The organism is Bradyrhizobium sp. ORS 278 (genome assembly GCF_000026145.1).
In the GTDB taxonomy this organism is placed as follows: domain Bacteria; phylum Pseudomonadota; class Alphaproteobacteria; order Rhizobiales; family Xanthobacteraceae; genus Bradyrhizobium.
Window position 1 is genome coordinate 749,974 of sequence record NC_009445.1, and the last position, 18,049, is coordinate 768,022.

Consider the following 18,049-nt stretch of genomic DNA (forward strand, 5'->3'; position numbering starts at 1 on the left):
AAATCCCGGCGGCGAGGTCGTGCGCCGGGGACGAAAGGTCGGTCGAATGACGCTCCCGGAGCAGGCGCGCAGGTGCCCCTCATGCCCTGCAGCAGGGCTCTGCGAGGCCATCGTCGCGTCGCCCGGCGCTGCAGCCGATCGAGCCGGGCTGGATCAACGGTTCTTCACGATTGCAGCCGGTCAGCCGATTCCGAACAATGAGCGTTCGACCGCGCGAGCGCTGATCCTGTGCAGCGGCTGGGCGTTCCGCTATCGCATGCTTCCGGACGGGCGCCGCTCCATCGTCAGGATCGTTCTGCCGAGCCAGGTCGTGTCCGCGGAGGCGGCCTTCTCGGGACAGTCCGCGCCGCGGCTCGAGACGCCGGTGAAGGCGCTGACGGACGTCCGGCTCTGCAGCTACTCGGCGCGTGACCTGCGTGACAGATGTCTGGCGACGCCACCAATGATGTCGCTGGTGCTCGACCGGCTGATCGAGGAGATGCGTGATGCGTACGATCTGGCGGCCACGCTGGCGCGGCGTTCAGCCCAGGGCCGGATCGCCTTCCTGGTGATCGACACCCTGAAGAGGCTCAGTCCGGAAGGGCTGGCCGAAGGCCGTCGCTATTCCTTCCCGCTCCGCCAGCAGCATATTGCCGATGCGGTCGGGCTCACCACGGTTCACGTCAGCCGCGTGCTGGCACAGCTGCGCGAGACCGGCTTGATGAACGTCGCCGATGGCGCGGTCACGTTTCAGGATCTGCCGGGCTGCGACCGCACCGCCGCGCGCGGTTGACGCACGGCTTTCTGCCGAGTGGAATCACGCGGCTGCTCCGTTTGATCACATCAGGCCGTTGCTCTTCAGGCTCGTGTGCCCGTTCCGGCCGACGATGATGTGGTCGTGCACGGTGATGCCGAGCGGCTTTGCGATCTCCACGATTGTCTTGGTCATGCGGATGTCGGCCTGCGACGGCGTCGGATCGCCGGACGGGTGATTGTGCACCAGGATGATCGCGGTGGCAGATAATTCCAGCGCGCGCTTGATCACCTCGCGCGGATACACCGGGGTGTGATCCACGGTGCCGGTCTGCTGCACCTCGTCGGCGATCAGCTGGTTGCGTTTGTCGAGAAACAGCAGCCTGAACTGCTCCTTGTCGGCGAATGCCATGCTGGTCCGGCAATAGGAGATCACCTCCTGCCACGACGCCAGCGCATGCTTCTGCCGGACCTCGCCCTTGGCGATCCGGTGCGCGGCCGCTGCGATCAGCTTCAGCTGCGTGATCGACGCGTCGCCGATGCCGTCGAACTCGCGCAGGCGCTGCTCCGGCGCGTGAATGACGTCGGCGAACGACCCGAACGTCTTGATCAGCGCCTTGGCCAGCGGCTTGACGTCGCGTCGCGGCAAGGCCGGAAACAGCGCCATCTCCAGGAGCTCGTAGTCGTTGAGCGCATCCGGGCCGGCGCTGTGAAAGCGCTCGCGCAGGCGCTGCCGATGGCCGTGGTAATGCGGCGTCTCGGTCGGCCTGTCATCGGGGGGGAGGGCTTTGTCCGGCATCGGCGCCAGCATGCCGCGGCGTATTGTTTTTGCAACCTCGAAGTGCCGGCATCCGCGCATTGTCGGTCAGGTCGCGCGTCCCGTCAGCACCAGCAGCAGACCGATCACCAGCGCGAACGCCGTGGGAGAGAAGGTCAGCGCGAAGCCGAAGGCGCGGCCCGCCGCCCCCTTGGCATAGCTGAGCCAGAACAGCAGGCGTCCGAGGCCGAACAGCACCACCAGCGTGGTGAGCAGCGGTACGGGATCGTGCAGCGACGCCGCGAGGCCGAGATGCACCGCGATCGCGAGCGCCGCCTGCTCCAGCGTATTCTGCAGGATGGCGTTGCCGCGGCGGACGGCCTCGCTGGCGACGGTCGTCGCTGCGCCGGCGATGTCCTGGCGCGAGAAGAAGCGGAGGCGGGCGACGTTGCCGATCGAGGCGAGCAGCCAGACGATCACGAACAGATCGAGACGCAACGCCACGGCAAGCCGCTCGGCGATCGGCTGCGCCGAGCCCCCGCTTTGCCCTAAGGCGACGCCGATGGCGACGAGGCCCGTCAGCGCGGCCGCGGCCATGCCGGTCGCGACCTGGCGCTGCTCGTGACGAAACGCGGTGTCATCGGCCATCGTGATCGCGATCTCCTGACGAGAGCGTCTCCATTGATCTCGCTCGCTCGGGGCGTCGCGCCGGGAGGCGATCGAGGAAAGCAGCGATAGCCGCGAGCACCGGCTGCTGGTCGCCGGCGAAGATCCAGTGATCGGCACCGTCGAGCTCGACGAATTTGGCGCCCGGGATGTTGCCGGCGAGATGCCGTCCAGCCCCGATCAGCACGGCGCGGTCCTTGCGACGGTGCAGCACCAGCGTCGGCGCCGTCACCTGTCCGAGCAGATGCCGCACGTCCGTGTCCCTCAAGGCCTCGATCAGGCCCCTGATCGCGCCGGGGCTTGAGGCGGCGCGCAGCAGCCCCGCCCACCAGGCACGAGCCTGGGGATCGCCGGCCAGGCTAGGTGCGAAGGTCTCGATCCCGGCGGGGCCGCCCCATCCGGCGACGAGCTGCTGCAGCCACATCCCGTACTGGCTGGCCTGCAGCGCGTGCGGATAGTCCGGTGTCGCGCTGCCCTTGGCCAGCGAGGCGAACAGGATCAGCCCGGCGACCCGCGCGGGGTGGGCGGCGGCAAACGCGATGCAGGCGGGCCCGCCCTCGGAGGCGCCGAGCAGCACGGTGCGCCGGCTGCCGACGGCATCGAGCACGGTGGCGATGTCCTGCGCGGTGGCGTGCAGGTCGGGGCTGAAGCCGACCCGGTCGGACAGTCCGACACCGCGGCGATCGAACAGGATCAGGCGGCCCATGCCAGCGAGCGAGGACAGCAGCGCCCGGCAGCGCGGCTCCTCCCAGACACGCTCGACATGGGAGACGAAGCCGGGCAGCAGCAGAATGTCGACCGGACCGTGGCCATAGGTCTGATAGGCGAGATGGATACCGTCCTTGCCGACATAACGCGTCGGCGGCGCGGCACCGTCCCGCATCGCGGTGCCTTGCTTGATCAGCGCCAATGTGTCTGCTTCCGGCGTTACGCCGAGTTCGTCGTGAAGGCACTTGGTCAGGACCGCCAGATGACGCTCCGCGCCGGCGCGGTCGCCCGCGAGCAGCAAGCTGCGGATCAGCGCGCGGCCATAGACCTCGCTGAGCGGATCGAGCGCGACGAGACGCCGGGCGTGGCTGACGGCCGCGGCATGGTCGCCGGTCGCGCTCGCGTCCTGCACCACCCGCTCCAGCGCCTGCACCACGCGGCCGCGCAGCGCCTCGCGGCGGAAGAACGCCCATTCGTCGAAGGACGGGCAGTCGCCGGGCGTGAAGCCATCGAGGAAATCACCGGTGTAGAGGCCGCATGCGCGGGCGAATTCGCCGCGATCGCAGGCGGCTTCGAACTGCTGGGAATCGACCTCCAGCCCGATCGCCGAAGACCAGCGGATCGTCGCACGGTCCACGATCAAGCAACCATCGCCGAGCACGAGCTGGATCCGATGCAGCAACCGTCGCAACCTCGCACGCGCCACGTCCTCGGAACACTCGGGCCAGAACATCGTGGCGACGATGTCGCGCGCGACGGCGGCCCTCGCCTCGCCGAGGTACACCAGCAGCGCCAATCCCTTGCGGAGCGACAGCGGGCACGGCTCGCGGTCCCGGAGGATCTCCGGAAAGCCCAAGGTGCGGATGCTGTACCGCGGCATCGTGACGAGACCTGCTTTCATGGCGTCGGGGGACGCTCAGGGGACGGTCGCCTGATAGCACTGAGGCTCGATCGCGGCACGCGCTCGGGATCGCTCCCGCCGCACTCATGGCGCGGCCAGCCGCGCAACCGGAGAGCTTCCATGTTCGCACGTCTCCTCATCATGATCTATGCCATTGCCAGCTACGCACTTTTTCTTGTGTCGTTTGCCTGGGCGCTCGGTTTCATCGGCAATTATGGCCAGCTTGCCGCCAAAACGATCGACAGCGGCGGCGCCGCCGGGCCGCTCGCCGAGTCCATCGTCGTCGACGTGCTGCTGCTCGCATTGTTCGCGCTTCAGCACAGCGTGATGGCGCGGCCGGCGTTCAAGCGCTGGTGGACGACCCTCATCCCCGCCGCAACCGAGCGCAGCACCTATGTGCTGCTGTCGAGCCTGGTCCTGTTGCTCCTGCTGTGGCAGTGGCGGCCGATTGCGACGCCGATCTGGCGCGTCGATGGTCTGGCAGGCCAGGTCCTCACCGGCATCCAATGGCTCGGCTGGCTGGTCGCGCTGAGCTCGACCTACATGATCGATCATTTCGGTCTGTTCGGGTTGCGCCAGGGCTTCTTCGCGCTGCGTGGCACGCCGGTGCCGGGGCAGACGTTCAGGACGCCGCTGCTGTACCGCCTGGTCCGGCATCCGCTGATGCTCGGCTTCCTGCTCGCCTTCTGGGCCACGCCGGAGATGAGCGTTGGCCATCTCCTGTTCGCGGCGCTCAGCACCGGCTACATCCTGATCGGCTCGCGCCTCGAGGAACGCGATCTCGTCGCCGAGTTCGGCGAGATCTATGAGCACTATCGCCAGCAGGTTCCCATGCTGCTGCCGCGCCTCGTCGGTGGGCGGCGAAGCGCGGACGCCGGGGCCGAAGCGGAGCGGATCCGCTGACCGCATCTAAGCTGTCGAGGCGCGGGCAGGCTCCGGGCCCATCTCCGCCGGGGTCTGCCCGCCCTTGTCCCCACGCAGATGTGAACGGGCGAAACGGAGCTTCAGGACCCATGTGCAGCTTGAATGCTGCGATGCAAAATCTGGGCTTCACGGCGCCTACGCCGTGTTGCACTGATTGACCGTCCCGCCTGGAGACGCCTGCCTTGACCACCATCACGTCCGATTCCGGCGACTCGCTGTCGTCCTGGATCACCTTGCTGCTCGCCTTCTCCTGCGGGCTGATCGTCGCCAACATCTATTATGCGCAGCCGCTGATCGGCCCGATCAGCGCCGATCTCGGCCTCAATCCGCAACTCGCCGGATTGCTGGTGACGATGAGCCAGATCGGCTACGGCGCCGGTCTCTTGCTGGTCGTCCCGCTCGGCGACCTCATCGAGAACCGCAAGCTGGTCATCGCGACCATCATCGTCGGTGCCGCGGCGCTGGCCTGCGCGGCGCTTTCGACTGTGCCTTCGACCTTTCTGCTGTCGGCGCTGCTGATCGGCTTCGGCTCGGTCGCGGTGCAGATTTTGATCCCCTATGCCGGGCACATGGCGCCGGAGGCGATCCGCGGCCGCACCGTCGGCAACGTCACGACAGGGCTGATGCTCGGCATCATGCTGGCGCGGCCGCTGGCGAGCTTCGTCGCGGCGCATGCCTCCTGGCACCTGATCTACGCGGCCTCGGCGGTGGCCATGCTGACGCTCGCCGTCGTGCTGCGCGTGGCGCTGCCACCGCGCGAGCCGCAGGCGCGGCTGAGCTATGGCCAACTGCTCGGCTCGATGGTGCAGCTCTATCGCGACACCCCGGCGCTGCGCCGCCGCGCGCTGTACCAGGCGGCCCTGTTCAGCTGCTTCAGCGTGTTCTGGACCACCTCGCCGCTGCTGCTCGCGGGGCCCGACTTCCGCTTGTCGCAGACCGGCATCGCGCTGTTTGCGCTCGCCGGTGTTGCCGGTGCGATCATGGCGCCGGTGGCCGGCCGCATCGCCGATCGCGGCTGGACGCGGCCGGCGACGATCGCGTCGATGCTGCTCTGCGCGACCGGCTTTGCCGTGACACTGCTGGCGCCGCTCGGAACCAGCTGGTCGCTGAGCCTGCTGGTCATCGCGGCGATCGCCATCGATTGCGGCGCGCAGCTCAGCCTGATCCTCGGCTATCGCGTGCTGTTCGTGCTCGGCGCCCATCAGCGCAGCCGGCTCAACGGCCTCTACATGACGACGTTCTTCGTCGCCGGCGCCGCAGGCTCCGGCCTCGGCGCCTATGTCTACGCGCATGGCGGCTGGACGCTCGCCGCCGCGCTCGGCACCGCGCTGCCGCTCGCCGCCCTGGCCTATCAGTTCACCGAGCGCGACTGATCAGAACGGGCTGCGCTTCAGCCCGGGCACCAGCGCCGCCAAGCGGTCCTTGATCCAGGGCGCCGGCGGCAGCCTGCCGGTGGGCATCTCGACCGGCTTCGCCGCCTCGCGGCGCACCGCCAGGGTGAGCGTCGCGAGATAACGGTCACGCTCCTCCTTGATAGCGCAGTAGGCGCGATGATCGGGATCGGCATCGGTGGCGACGCGGTCATTGGCGTTGATCACCAGCCGCTGCTTCGGCCGTCCCGTGTAGTCCGGGACGCTGGTGTAGATGAACTCGTTGAGCGCCTCAGGGAAGAAGGTCTGTCCCGTCAGCACGGTGGCGTCGTCGACGAACACTCTGAAATGAATGTGGGTGGCGCGGCCGGCATACCAGCCTGGATAGATGGTGTTGAAGCCCGCCCATCCCGCGGCATCCGCCATCTGCGTGCCGCGCAGATAGGTCTTGCCGCTCTGGTCGAGCTTGTGATTATCGCCCTGGCCCGGATAGCCGGAATAGACGCCACGCGCGTCACAATGCCAGATGTCGACCCGCGCGCCAGAGATCGGCGTACAGGCGCCGGCCTCGATCACGCGCAGGCGCAAGCCGAGCGGCACGCCGGGGCGGCCCTCGGTGATATCAGCGCGCACGAGCTTGGGGTCGAGATAATAGGGACCGGATTCGGACTGCGGCGTGAGGATGCAGGCATCTTCTGCGCCAGCGGCCGGAGCGGGCGTTTCCGACGCCGCGCGTGCCGATGGTGACAGCAGCGCCGCGCTCGCGGAGAGCAGGCCGAGAACGCCACGGCGTGTTGCAATCGTCACGGAAGCCTCCAGCGATCATGCGCGATGGAGGCAGTCGAGCAGCCGCGAATGGCAACAATCGGACGCCGTGCGGCCGCGCGGCGCTGCACGCGCTCACACCTGCGTCAGCGGCTTCTCGCCATGGCGCTCGGACAGGGTGAAGATCTCGACCCCGTCATTGGTGACGCCGACCGAATGCTCGAACTGCGCCGACAGCGAGCGGTCGCGGGTGACCGCGGTCCAGCCATCGGACAGGATCTTCACGTGCGGCTTGCCGAGATTGATCATCGGCTCGATGGTAAAGAACATGCCGGGCTTCAGCAGCACGCCCTCGCCGGGACGGCCGACATGGATGATGTTCGGCTCGTCGTGGAACAGCCGGCCGAGGCCATGGCCGCAGAAGTCGCGCACCACGCTCATGCCCTGCGGCTCGACGAAGCTCTGGATGGCGTGGCCGATATCGCCCGTGGTTGCGCCGGGCTTCACCGCGGCGATGCCGCGCATCATCGATTCATAGGTCACCTCGATCAGCCGCTCGGCCTTGCGCGAGATCGGCCCGATCGCATACATCCGGCTCGAATCGCCATACCAGCCGTCGACGATGAAGGTGACGTCGACATTGATGATGTCGCCTTCCTTCAGCGGCCGGTCGTTCGGCATGCCGTGACAGACCACGTGATTGATCGAGGTGCAGGTCGAGTAGCGGTAGCCGCGATACATCAAGGTTGCCGGATAGGCGCCATGGCTGAAGGCGAAGTCGCGCACGACGTCGTCAATCCGCGAGGTCGGCACGCCCGGCTTGACGATGTCGGTGAGCGCATCGAGGCACTTCGACACCAGCGCGCCGGCCTTGCGCATGCCGGCGAACCCGCTCGGACCGTGCAGCTTGATCTGGCCGTTCTTGCGCGCAGCGGTGTCGGTGGCTTCGATATAGCTCATGGACCTGGTTCGTTCTCGGACATGTCGTGAGGTGATCGCCTAATTTAATGATCCTGCCCCCCGGTGCAAGCCGGGTCTGCACGGCGGGTCGGGCCGTGGCTGGCGCCGCATGCACGGTCGATTCTCGCCCCCGCTTGCGGGGGAGGGCTAGGGAGGGGGCCACTCCGGCGGCAGTGCATGTGGCGCCCCCTCTCCAACTCTCCCCCGCAAGCGGGGGGATAGGGCGTCGCGGAATGCGGAGCGGCTTGATGAACTCAAACGCTTGAGGAGTGAGCCGATGCCACGGGGGATAGGGAAAAGTCGGCGTCCTCAGGCCGTCGGAACCTCGACGGTGGTTTCGACCGGCAATGCGCCGCCGCGCACGCGCAGTTCGCGCACCGGATAAGGGACGCGAATGCCTTCGCGCTTGAAAGCATCCCACAGCGCCAGCATCACCTCGCTCTTGACGCTGTCCATGTAGCTGGGGTCGGCGATCCAGCAGGTCAGCGAGAACTTCATGCCGGCCTCGGTGAACTCGGTCAGCAGGCAGTTCGGCGCCTTGGACTTCAGCGTGCGGGGCATCTCGGCCGCGATGTCGGTGGCGAGCTTGACGACGATCCGGGGATCGGCGTCGTAGTTGGTGCCGAAATTGACCTTCACCAGCGTGTTCTTGTCGGTGTAGGTCCAGTTGGTGACCTTCTGCGTGACGAGGTCCTCGTTCGGGATCAGGAACTCGCGGCCGTCGCCGGCGGCGACCGAGATGTAGCGCGTGTTCATCGCGCTGATTCGTCCCGAGCTGTCGCCGATGGTGACGAGGTCGCCGGGCTTCACCGACTTGTCGGCGAGCAGGATGATGCCGGCGACGAAGTTGGCGACAATGCGTTGCAAGCCCAGACCGATACCGACACCGGCGGCGCCGGAGAAGATGGCGAGCGCCGAGAGGTTGATGCCGACCGCGCTGATTGCGATCGCCACGCCGAGGATCATCAGGCCCATCCGGACCATCTTGATCAGCAGCACCTGGATCGACGGCGTCAGGTCGGTCGAGCGCGTGATCCGGCTCTCGACGAAATTGCTGGCGATGTTGGTCAGCCAGAGCACGGCCAACAGCAGCACGCCAAGCTTGATGACCAGCAGCGGCGTCAACCTGAGCCCGCCGAGCACGACCGAGACAGAGTCGAGCGCGTCGACGACGTTGTCGAGCTGGCCGATGATGCTGAGCGCCGCCACCAGCCAGGCCGAGATCGACACGATCTGCACGATGAAGGTGCTGCGGATCACAGAGGTGATCAGCCGGATGACAAGCCAGGCCAGCGCCAGCTTGAGCGCAACCGCGAGCAGATAGGAGCGGCTCGGCCAGGTCCACAGCACCATGCCGGTGCGCGCGATCCGCATCAGGATGACGAACACGACGGTGGTGACGCTCTCCAGCAGCACGCGCAGCAGCTGCCGCAGCGGACCCGGCCAGCCCATCGCCAGCGAGGTCACGTCGATACGCGCGCGCACCGCGGCGCTCGCCGCGAACGCGATCCCGGCGCCGCTCAGCACCAATCCGAGCTGAAGATAGAACCAGGGTGAGGTGACCTCGGCGCCGATCGATCGGGCAACAGTCTGGAGGAATTCGAGAACGTCTTTCAAATCGAGTAGATCGAGGTCCATCAGAGGGGTCTCGGCGAGGAACAGGGGCGCGGGGCTGACCGACGCGTCGGATTTAGCGCGTTTTCGTGATGTGGTTTTGCCGCGAAATATACCCCGAACACGGGCAAGGGTGGAAAAATGGGCATATCGCCGCGATATGAGCAAATCCGGTTGGCGTGCAAGTGTGGCGACGATAAGGATGTAAAACTCGGATCCATCAACGTTTTTTCATGACATCCCTCGACGCCGTCAGCATTGCCATTCTCCTTGGCGCGGTCCTGGTCATGGCTGGGATCCTGTCCAGCCTGCTGGCGCTGCGCTTCGGCGCGCCGCTGCTGCTGGTGTTCCTGGTGATCGGCATGCTGGCGGGTGATTCCGGCCCTGGTCATATCGAATTTCAGGACGTCCGCACCACCTATCTGGTCGGCTCGGTCGCTCTGGCGCTGATTCTGTTCGACGGCGGCCTGCGCACGCGCTTTCAGAGCATCCGCACCGTGCTGGCGCCGTCGATGGTGCTCGCCACCATCGGCGTGCTGTTGACGGCGTTCATCACCGCGCCGGTGGCGAAATACGCGCTCGACCTCGACTGGACCGAGGCGATGCTGGTCGGCGCCGTCATCGCCTCGACAGACGCGGCCGCCGTGTTTCTGCTGGTGCATGCGCAGGGCCTGCGCCTGCGGCCGCGCGTCGGCGCGACGCTGGAAGCGGAATCCGGCAGCAATGATCCGTTCGCGGTGTTCCTGACCCTGATGCTGGTCGAGCTGATCTCGGTCGGCCACGGCAGCATCGGCCATTTCCTGTTCGAGCTGGTGCGGGAGGCCGTGCTCGGCGCCCTGTTCGGCATCGTCGGCGGCCGTCTCGTGGTGATCGGTCTCAACAAGGTCGCGCTGCCGCAGGGCCTGCACGCGCCCTTCGTCACGACGGCGGCGCTCGTCATCTTCGGCGCGGCGCAGATCGCGCATGGCTCCGGCTTCCTCGCCGTCTATCTCGCCGGCATCATCATCGGCAACCGGCCGACGCGCGCACATAATTCGGTGGTCGCCTTTCTCGACGCCGCCACCTGGCTTGCGCAGATCGTGATGTTCGTGCTGCTCGGGCTGCTCGTGTCGCCGCAGCGGCTGCTCGACAGCCTCCTGCCGGCGATTGCGGTGGCGCTGGTGCTGATGCTGGTCGCGCGCCCCGCCGCGGTGTTTCTCTGCCTGCATCCGTTCCGGTTCAACTGGCGGGAGAAGGCGTTCATCGCCTGGACCGGCCTGCGCGGCGCGGTGGCGATCTTCCTGGCGTCGATCCCGATGCTGGTCGGATTGTCCAAGGCCTATCTCTATTTCGACGTCGCCTTCGTCGTCGTCATCATCTCACTGCTGGCGCAGGGCTGGACGCTCGGCGTCGCCGCCCGCAAGCTGCACGTGGCGCTGCCGCGCACCGACCGCGGGCCCCGCCGCGTCGAGCTCGATCTGCCCGGCCAGCTCGAGCAGCAGCTGGTCGGCTACTCGGTCCGCTCCAAGAGTCTGTACTATCGCCGGGGCCTGATCCCGTCATGGTCCAAGCCGACGCTGGTGATCCGCAACCAGCAGATCCTGTCGCCTAACGAGGCCGAGCCGATCGCGCCGGGGGATTACCTCTATCTGCTGGCGCCGCCTGAAAAGGCCGAGTCGCTCGACCGCTTCTTCGTCGACATGCCGCCGTCGTCGTCGCCCGATCCGCATCTGCTCGGCGACTTCATGGTGTCGGCCGAGCACACGCTCGACGAAGTCGCCGGCATCTACGGCGTCAAGCTCGGCGAGGGCGAGGACAAGCTGACCTTGGCGGATTACTTCGACATCCATCTCGACAACGCGCCGAAGGAAGGCTCCACCGTCGCGCTCGACACCATCGTGCTGGTCGCCCGCTCGATCTCCGGCGGCCGCGTCAACGTCGTCGGCCTGCGCCTGCCCGAGGACGAGGAGCCGCAGCCGGTGCTGACACGCAAGGAGCAGGTGAGACGCAAGCTCGCGGATGTGTGGGCGACGGTGGTAGGGGTGTGAAGACTGCAGTCTCGAGCTAATTCGCTTTTGGATCTACGTCTGCAAAGATTGCGACGATGTCCTGCCGCGCGTCGATGACACGGACGATCTGCGGCCCTTCCTTTGCGACGCGGTAGAACACGACCTGGGCGCCGACGGGTATCGAACGAAGACCTGGTCGCAACTCGCTGCGAGACCGACCCGCATGTGGGAACTCGATCAGCACCGTGACGGCGCGCTACACATCACGAAGAATTCGGTCGGCGATTGCTGGTCCGGCGGTGTCCGCTAGATACTCCCAAAGACGATCGAGATCGCTGATGGCTTCCGGTGACCACAGCGCTGCACGTTCACCCGCGGACATGTCCAGCGTTTTTCCGCTTGATCAACTCTTCGATATCCAGCGTCTGACCCTGGCCGGCATCGAGAGACTCCACGCCTTGGTCAAGCATGTTACGAAGCGACTGAAGCTTCTGAACATGCGCAATCAGCTCGCGGCTGATTTGCTCCTGATCCGCCGCCGGTAGCTGCTCGAGTGCGGAGATTGCGTATTCGAGTGCCTTGATCATGGGCGAGATCATAGCAAATCTCCGGCAAACGCGCACCCGTCAATTGCGACCTGAGGGTTACTCGCAAGGCTCATTCCGCCGGCAGGATCGCGACCGAGATCGCCGCCTCCGGTGCGCCGCTGATCTGCAGCACGAACGGCTGCGCGCCGAGCTCGTACTTCACGGTCTTGCGGATGCCGTCGCAATCGGTGGCGCCGCTGAAGGCGACCGGCTTGAGGGTCTTGCCATCCTGCATGACGTCGATCCAGGCGGCGGCCGACAGGCTCACAGTGTAGATGCCCGGCTTGGGAGCGGTGGTCGTCCGCGTGAAGCCGGCGAAGCTGCCGTCCTTCGGCGCGCGCTCCGGGGTGGCCGGCAGCCTGGCATCGGCGAGCGGGCGCAGCGTGAGCAACACGCCCGTCGCCGGCAGCGCCGCGATCTCGGCGCCCGACTCCAGATTCTGGCGATCGGCTGCGGTCAACGCCGCGCGCTCGCGCGCGATGTCCCATTTGAACTTGTCGCAGCCGCTCGGCTCGGCGGCGCGGCAGGTGGCGCTGGCGGCAAGGCTCAGGAGCAGGGCGGTGGCAGCGCGGCGGATCAGGGTCATGACGGACTCAGAGGAGTGGACAGCCCAGCGCAATGCGCCGCGCCCAGGATCGTTGTCTGAAAGAGTGGGACCGTCATCCCGTTCGAGTGCCGCGCTTACGGCGCGAGCCCGGACATCCTAGCGCATGTCGGCGCCGCCGCGAAACGCGATCGCGTCAGAGCTTGCGCCTCAATTCTTGGCATCCGGCGCGTGCAGTACCGCGCGGCAGGCCGGTGGCAGCTGCGCCATGGTGATCGGCTGCGGCGGCTTCGGCGGCTCCTTCGGCGGCGGCGGATGCAGCACCGCGTCGGAGAACCAGTAGTCGAGGTCGCCGCAGCCGTCGCCGCCCTCCTGGTCGGTCTGGCCGTGACAATCGGGATTGCCGGGCGGACACATCATGCGGATGTGGAAGTGGTAGTCATGACCCCACCACGGCCGCACCTTCGTCAGCCAGCCGCGATCGCCCTTGGCGTCGCGGCACAGCGCCTTCTTGATCGCGGCGTTGACGAAGATGCGTTGCACCGACGGCTCCCTGGCCGCGGCGCGGATCACGGCGAGATGTCCCGGCGTAAACACGCGCGGGTCGACGTCGAGGCGGTCGGGCCGGACCATCATCACGGCCGACATGTCCTCGCGCTCGTTGCGTGACAGCCGGTGCTCGGGCATCGGCGTCAGCCAGATGTCTGCGTCGAGCCCGATCTGGTGGCTGGCATGACCGCTCAGCGCCGGTCCGCCGCGCGGCTGGCCGATGTCGCCGACCAGGATGCCGGGCCAGCCGGCGTCCTTGTGCGCCCGGGCGGCGAGTCGCTTGAGCAGCGCGATCAGCAGCGGATGGCCGAAATTGCGGTTCCTGGACAGCCGCATCACCTGCCAGTCGTCGCCATTGATCGGCATCCGCTCGGCGCCGGCGATGCAACCGCGGTTATAGGTGCCGATGACCTTGGTCGGCTGCGCCGAGGGCAGGACCCGGCGAGCGAACAACTCCTTGGCCGGGGTGTCGGGAGCATCCGGATGGGCCAACGGCGGCAGGGCCTGCGGCTCGACGCTCCCTTTGTCCTGCGCATGCGCCGGTGCCATGGCGGCGACGAGGGCCGAACTCATGACGGCGATCAGAATCAGGCGGACGTGCATGACACCAGTCTAGCCGTTGTACGCGTGCAAAGGAGGACGATCTTAAGCAGCGAGTAACCCTGCGTGCGGATTGGTGGAACCCGCCCAACACCGATCAAATGCACGATGTCGTGCGACAGATGAACGTCATCGCTCCGTAAATACACGGAATGCGTGTCATGTTTGTAGCAGCCAGCGGACCGAGCTTACCGAAGGTTGTGCCGACATGTTTGATTAAGCATGTTCGACGATGATTCCTCGCCTAAAACGAGAATCGACGCCGAATCTCGCTCAATGAGAGATGGTATCACTCTACATCGAGATACCATTTTTTCAGAAACTTGGCCGAAAACGCGACGCGTGAGGAGAGTGAGGCGTGTGATGCGGCCTGTGCGGCCAATAAAGCCCAAAACGCTGAAGCGCGCGCCCCGCGCCAGTGCATCCCGTCCGGTGAGGCCGAGCCCGAAGCTGGGGCGGCGCAACCTGGAGGATACGGCCGCGGCCGACCAGATCGCTGGCACCCGGGCCGAGGCGGAGGCTGCCATCGCGGAGGCGAGGAAGGCGCATGACCGCCTGATGGAGGCGATCGACATCCTCCCCGAGGGGATCGTCTTTCTCGATTCCGACGGCCGTTACATTCTCTGGAACAAGAAATACGCCGAGATCTACAATCGCAGCTCCGATCTGTTCGAGTCCGGCGCGCGGCTGCAGGACACGATCCGCGTCGGCGTCGCGCGCGGCGACTATCCGGAAGCCGCGGGCCGCGAGGACGCGTGGATCACCGAGCGGCTGGAGAAGCTGTTCCATCCGAGCGGCCGGCACGAACAGAAGCTCTCCGACGGCCGCACCATCCTGATCGAGGAGCGCCTCACCGGCGACGGCGGCATCATCGGTCTGCGCGTCGACATCACTGAGCTCAAGCAGCGCGAGGAATCGTTCCGGCTTCTGTTTGACGGCAACCCTGTCCCGATGATCGTCTGCGCGCGTGACGACGGCCGCGTGCTTGGCGTCAACGAGGCCGCGGCCCAGCACTACGGCTACAGCCGCGCGGCGTTCGAGCAGCTCAGCATCCGCAATCTGCAGGCCTACGAGAGCGAGACGCCCTGGGCCAGCGAGCAGTCCGGCGAGGAGCAGGCGGCGCGCACCTGGAAGCATGTCCGCGCCGACGGCGCGCTGATCGATCTCGCAATCTATTCCCGCCACCTCGTCCACAACGATCAGCCGGCGGTGCTGCTGGCGCTGATGGACATTACCGAGCGCAAGCGCGCCGAGGCGCGACTGGCCTTCCTCGCCCAGCACGATGCACTGACCGGGCTGCCGAGCCGCAACCTGCTGCGTCAGCAGATCGACGACAAGCTGATCCAGATGCGGCGCGGCTCGGAGAAGATGGCCGTGCTGGTGCTCGGCCTCGACAATTTCAAGTCGATCAACGACACCTTGGGTCATGCTATCGGCGACCGGCTGCTGCGCGGTGTCGGCAAGCGGCTGCGCTCGATCCTGCGCCAGGAGGACATCGTGGCGCGGCTGAACTCGGACGAGTTCGCGGTCGTGCAGGGCGGACTGGCGCGGCCGGAAGATGCCGCGCAGCTCTGCCGCCGCCTGCTGCAGGCACTCGCCGATCCCTATCTGATCGACGGCAGCTCGGTGACGATCGGCGCGACGATCGGCATCGCGATGGCGCCAAATGATGGGGACGATGCCGAGAAGCTCCTGAAGAACGCCGACATGGCGCTGTCGCGCGCCAAGACGGAGACGCGCGGCACCTTCAGCTATTTCGAGACCGGCATGGATGCGCGGGCGCAGAGCCGGCGCAAGATCGAGATCGAGCTGCGCGATGCGATCCAGCGCGACCTGCTGCAGCCGCACTATCAGCCGCTGATCGATCTTTCGACCGGCCGCATCACCGGCTTCGAGGCGCTGGTGCGCTGGCCGCATCCGGAGCGCGGCATGATCCCGCCGTCGGAGTTCATTCCGATCGCCGAGGAGACCGGGCTGATCTCCGGGCTCGGCCGCTCGATGCTGCGCCAGGCCTGCAGCGATGCGGCGAAATGGCCCGACGAGGTGCGCGTGGCCGTGAACATGTCGCCGCTGCAATTCCGCGTCGGCAACGTGCTGTCGCTGGTGATGGATGCGCTCAAGCAGTCCGGCCTGCCGGCGAGCCGGCTCGAGCTCGAGATCACCGAGACCTTGGTGCTAGAGAAGAGCGGCCAGGTGCTGGCGACACTGCATGCGCTGCGGGCGCTCGGCGTGCGCATCTCGATGGACGATTTCGGCACCGGCTATTCCAGCCTGAGCTATCTGCGCAGCTTCCCGTTCGACAAGATCAAGGTCGACCAGTCCTTCATCCGCGACCTCGCCGCCAACCGCGAGGCGCAGGCGATCGTCCGCTCGATCGTCAGCCTCGGCAAGGGCCTCGGCGTCACCATCACCGCGGAGGGCGTCGAGACCGAGGCCGAGCTGCGCTGCCTGCGCGCCGAAGGTTGCCACGAGGCGCAGGGCTATCTGTTCAGCCGCCCGCGGCCGAACGCCGAGATCGTCGGCCTTTTGCTGGCGCAGCGGGATGCGTCGGGTGGACCGTCATCGGGCAAGGCGATGGTGGCTTAGTCACAGCTTTAGCCGCGATCCCGCCCGAAAACTTCAGCTTGTGGTTGGCTCTCTCCGCGTCGTCATGGCCGGGCTTGTCCCGGCCATCCACGTCGAGCCGCGCCTGGAGGACGACGTGGATGCGCTGGACGAGCCCGGGCATGACGAGTAACTAATTGGCAGTTCGCTTGTTGCGCTCACTTGTCGTGTTTTGGTCGATCGCCGACATCAGGGCATGCTGCTTCTGAACCGCGCGCGATACGCGGCCGGCGATGTGCCGACGCTGCGGCGGAAAGCGACGCGGAAGGTTTCGAGCGACTGATAGCCGCATTGCGCCGAGACGTCGGCAAGCGAGAGCACCCCGCTCTCGAGCAGCTCCCGCGCGCGCGACATGCGCTCCTGCTGCAGCCAGGCGGCGGGGCCGGCACCCGTGCTCTCGTTGAAGCGCCGCAGGAAGGTGCGCTCGCTCATGCCTGCCCGCTTGGCCATGGCGCTGATCGCGATCGGTTGCGACAGCCTTGTGCGCGCCCAGTCCATCACATCGCCGATCGTGCGTCCGGGGCGCGCCTGGATCGGCGCGGCGACGTATTGCGCCTGTCCGCCGTCGCGATGCGGCGGCATCACCAGGCGCCGCGCCACGCTGTTGGCGATCTTGGCTCCGAAGTCGCGCCGTACGAGGTGCAGGCAGGCGTCGATGCCGGCGGCGCTGCCGGCCGAGGTGATGACGTCGCCCTCGTCGACATAGAGCGTGTCCTCTTCGATCTGAATACCCGGATAAAGCCGCTTCAGGTCGGGCATGTGCCGCCAGTGCGTGGTCGCGCGCCTGCCGTCGAGCAGCCCGGCCGCCGCCAGCACGAACACGCCCGAGCAGATCGACAGGCAGCGGGCGCCGCGCGCGGAGGCTTGCGCGATGGCGCGCAGCAGCCGTTCCGGCGGCCGCTCGTTGCGGTCGCGCCATCCGGGCACGATGATCGTGCGTGCCTCCTTCAGCCGGGTCAGCGGCGCGCCGGCCTCGACGACGATGCCGCCGATCGCCCGCGACCGCCGCCCCTCTGCGGAGACGACCTTGAACCGATACCAGGGGAAATCGAACTCCGGCCGCGGCAGCCCGAACACTTCCACGGCGATGCCGAACTCGAAGGTGCACAGCCCGTCATAGGTGATGACGGCGACGAGGCCGGGATCCGGATCGGGTTTACGTGCAGGACGTGGCATTGGCGGAAACTTACCGGACTTTGTCGGATCCGTCACTTGGGTCGCGGGCGGTTGCGCGCGAGGTTGGAGCCGCTCATGCAACGTCGCTGGAGAGACCATGACCACCCATGTCACCGAGGTGCCCGCAGCGCCATCAGCGCAGGCGCTTGCCCATTTCGAGGCGATGCTGGCGTACGAGACCGATTGCTGGGACGTGCACCAAAGCCTGCGCGCCACCGCGCCGGATTTCATTCTGGTGGACGTCCGCGGCGAGCCCTCCTTCGCCAAGGGCCACATCGCCGGCGCGATCAACATTCCGCACCGGACCATGACCGCGGAGCGGATGGCTGCATATCCGCGCGACACGACCTTCGTGGTGTATTGCGCTGGCCCGCACTGCAACGGCGCCAACCGCGCCGCCATCCGCCTCGCGCGGCTCGGGCGCCCCGTCAAAATGATGATCGGCGGCATCGCCGGCTGGCTCGACGAGGGCTTTGCGCTGACGACGGGTGACTGAACGTGAGAGCCCGGCTCTTGCATCATTAAAAGTGTCGTCCCGGCCTTGAGCCGGGACCCATAAACACCGACGGCCGAATTTAGAGCGACCTGGAGCTACAGCCGTGCT

Annotated in this window: 17 protein-coding genes; 6 read left to right on the forward strand and 11 right to left on the reverse strand. The window is 66.9% G+C overall.

All coding sequences use genetic code 11. From position 1 onward, the window contains the following. The first annotated feature begins 46 nt into the window (after nt 1-46). A complete protein-coding gene (locus BRADO_RS35970; RefSeq protein ID WP_041756058.1) occupies nt 47-772 on the forward strand; it encodes a Crp/Fnr family transcriptional regulator in 726 nt (241 codons plus the stop codon). 45 nt (nt 773-817) lie between these two features. On the opposite strand, the gene radC is transcribed toward BRADO_RS35970, so the two are convergent. The 3 genes from radC to BRADO_RS03360 all read right to left on the reverse strand — a co-directional run bounded on the left by radC (nt 818) and on the right by BRADO_RS03360 (nt 3,743). Beyond that, on the reverse strand, nt 818-1,531 hold the full coding sequence (gene radC / locus BRADO_RS03350) for a DNA repair protein RadC (RefSeq protein ID WP_011923902.1): 714 nt from the start codon (nt 1,529-1,531) through the stop codon (nt 818-820). 66 nt (nt 1,532-1,597) lie between these two features. Beyond that, nucleotides 1,598-2,137, reverse strand: coding sequence for an MAPEG family protein (locus BRADO_RS03355; protein ID WP_011923903.1), 540 nt, complete (start codon nt 2,135-2,137; stop codon nt 1,598-1,600). Then, on the reverse strand, nt 2,127-3,743 hold the full coding sequence (locus BRADO_RS03360; protein ID WP_083794818.1) for an alpha/beta fold hydrolase: 1,617 nt from the start codon (nt 3,741-3,743) through the stop codon (nt 2,127-2,129). The genes BRADO_RS03355 and BRADO_RS03360 overlap by 11 nt, the downstream gene beginning before the upstream one ends. A gap of 141 nt (nt 3,744-3,884) precedes the next feature. On the opposite strand from BRADO_RS03360, the gene mddA reads away from it, so the two are divergent. After that, complete coding sequence (gene mddA, locus BRADO_RS03365; protein WP_011923905.1) at nt 3,885-4,667, forward strand: methanethiol S-methyltransferase; 783 nt, start codon at nt 3,885-3,887, stop codon at nt 4,665-4,667. A 203-nt stretch (nt 4,668-4,870) separates the two neighbouring features. Beyond that, nucleotides 4,871-6,061 (forward strand): MFS transporter, encoded by a 1,191-nt coding sequence (locus BRADO_RS03370; RefSeq protein WP_011923906.1) that lies wholly within the window; start codon nt 4,871-4,873, stop codon nt 6,059-6,061. On the opposite strand, the gene BRADO_RS03375 is transcribed toward BRADO_RS03370, so the two are convergent. The 3 genes from BRADO_RS03375 to BRADO_RS03385 all read right to left on the reverse strand — a co-directional run bounded on the left by BRADO_RS03375 (nt 6,062) and on the right by BRADO_RS03385 (nt 9,421). Beyond that, nucleotides 6,062-6,865, reverse strand: a complete 804-nt coding sequence (locus BRADO_RS03375) for an intradiol ring-cleavage dioxygenase (protein ID WP_011923907.1) — start codon at nt 6,863-6,865, stop codon at nt 6,062-6,064. Nucleotides 6,866-6,958: 93 nt separating this feature from the next. Then, complete coding sequence (map, locus tag BRADO_RS03380) at nt 6,959-7,783, reverse strand: type I methionyl aminopeptidase (protein WP_009027481.1); 825 nt, start codon at nt 7,781-7,783, stop codon at nt 6,959-6,961. Between the two features lie 309 nt (nt 7,784-8,092). Then, the gene (locus BRADO_RS03385) at nt 8,093-9,421 is read right to left on the reverse strand and encodes a mechanosensitive ion channel family protein (protein WP_011923908.1); all 1,329 of its coding nucleotides are present in this window, start codon (nt 9,419-9,421) and stop codon (nt 8,093-8,095) included. Nucleotides 9,422-9,630: 209 nt separating this feature from the next. Here BRADO_RS03385 and BRADO_RS03390 point away from each other — a divergent pair, with 209 nt between their 5' ends. Next, complete coding sequence (locus tag BRADO_RS03390) at nt 9,631-11,424, forward strand: potassium/proton antiporter (protein ID WP_011923909.1); 1,794 nt, start codon at nt 9,631-9,633, stop codon at nt 11,422-11,424. Nucleotides 11,425-11,440: 16 nt separating this feature from the next. Here BRADO_RS03390 and BRADO_RS35975 read toward each other — a convergent pair whose 3' ends face one another. The 4 genes from BRADO_RS35975 to mepA form a co-directional block, all read right to left on the reverse strand. Further along, nucleotides 11,441-11,629: a type II toxin-antitoxin system RelE/ParE family toxin gene (locus tag BRADO_RS35975; RefSeq protein WP_011923910.1), complete on the reverse strand. Its 189-nt coding sequence runs from the start codon at nt 11,627-11,629 to the stop codon at nt 11,441-11,443. Between the two features lie 124 nt (nt 11,630-11,753). Then, nucleotides 11,754-11,972, reverse strand: coding sequence for a hypothetical protein (locus BRADO_RS03400; protein WP_011923911.1), 219 nt, complete (start codon nt 11,970-11,972; stop codon nt 11,754-11,756). A 70-nt stretch (nt 11,973-12,042) separates the two neighbouring features. Then, nucleotides 12,043-12,558 carry a hypothetical protein gene (locus BRADO_RS03405; protein ID WP_041756059.1) on the reverse strand — a complete coding sequence of 172 codons (516 nt, stop codon included), beginning with the start codon at nt 12,556-12,558 and terminating at the stop codon, nt 12,043-12,045. Between the two features lie 168 nt (nt 12,559-12,726). Then, entirely contained in the window at nt 12,727-13,668 is a 942-nt protein-coding gene (mepA, locus tag BRADO_RS03410; protein ID WP_011923913.1) for a penicillin-insensitive murein endopeptidase, read from the reverse strand. A gap of 360 nt (nt 13,669-14,028) precedes the next feature. Here mepA and BRADO_RS03415 point away from each other — a divergent pair, with 360 nt between their 5' ends. Next, nucleotides 14,029-16,251, forward strand: a complete 2,223-nt coding sequence (locus tag BRADO_RS03415; protein WP_041756060.1) for a bifunctional diguanylate cyclase/phosphodiesterase — start codon at nt 14,029-14,031, stop codon at nt 16,249-16,251. Nucleotides 16,252-16,458: 207 nt separating this feature from the next. Here BRADO_RS03415 and ftrA read toward each other — a convergent pair whose 3' ends face one another. Beyond that, entirely contained in the window at nt 16,459-17,445 is a 987-nt protein-coding gene (gene ftrA, locus BRADO_RS03420) for a transcriptional regulator FtrA (RefSeq protein ID WP_011923915.1), read from the reverse strand. A 97-nt stretch (nt 17,446-17,542) separates the two neighbouring features. Between ftrA and BRADO_RS03425 the strand changes: the two genes are divergently transcribed. Beyond that, a complete protein-coding gene (locus BRADO_RS03425; protein WP_041756061.1) occupies nt 17,543-17,941 on the forward strand; it encodes a rhodanese-like domain-containing protein in 399 nt (132 codons plus the stop codon). The last annotated feature ends 108 nt before the right edge of the window (nt 17,942-18,049 follow it).

Coding starts and splice junctions, on each gene's coding strand:
- BRADO_RS35970 (WP_041756058.1), top strand. CDS start 47: ATGACGCTCCCGGAGCAGGCGCGCAGGTGCCCCTCATGCCCTGCAGCA.
- radC (WP_011923902.1), bottom strand. CDS start 1,531: ATGCCGGACAAAGCCCTCCCCCCCGATGACAGGCCGACCGAGACGCCG.
- BRADO_RS03355 (WP_011923903.1), bottom strand. CDS start 2,137: ATGGCCGATGACACCGCGTTTCGTCACGAGCAGCGCCAGGTCGCGACC.
- BRADO_RS03360 (WP_083794818.1), bottom strand. CDS start 3,743: ATGCCGCGGTACAGCATCCGCACCTTGGGCTTTCCGGAGATCCTCCGG.
- mddA (WP_011923905.1), top strand. CDS start 3,885: ATGTTCGCACGTCTCCTCATCATGATCTATGCCATTGCCAGCTACGCA.
- map (WP_009027481.1), bottom strand. CDS start 7,783: ATGAGCTATATCGAAGCCACCGACACCGCTGCGCGCAAGAACGGCCAG.
- BRADO_RS03385 (WP_011923908.1), bottom strand. CDS start 9,421: ATGGACCTCGATCTACTCGATTTGAAAGACGTTCTCGAATTCCTCCAG.
- BRADO_RS03390 (WP_011923909.1), top strand. CDS start 9,631: ATGACATCCCTCGACGCCGTCAGCATTGCCATTCTCCTTGGCGCGGTC.
- BRADO_RS03400 (WP_011923911.1), bottom strand. CDS start 11,972: ATGATCAAGGCACTCGAATACGCAATCTCCGCACTCGAGCAGCTACCG.
- BRADO_RS03405 (WP_041756059.1), bottom strand. CDS start 12,558: ATGACCCTGATCCGCCGCGCTGCCACCGCCCTGCTCCTGAGCCTTGCC.
- mepA (WP_011923913.1), bottom strand. CDS start 13,668: ATGCACGTCCGCCTGATTCTGATCGCCGTCATGAGTTCGGCCCTCGTC.
- BRADO_RS03415 (WP_041756060.1), top strand. CDS start 14,029: ATGCGGCCTGTGCGGCCAATAAAGCCCAAAACGCTGAAGCGCGCGCCC.
- ftrA (WP_011923915.1), bottom strand. CDS start 17,445: ATGCCACGTCCTGCACGTAAACCCGATCCGGATCCCGGCCTCGTCGCC.
- BRADO_RS03425 (WP_041756061.1), top strand. CDS start 17,543: ATGACCACCCATGTCACCGAGGTGCCCGCAGCGCCATCAGCGCAGGCG.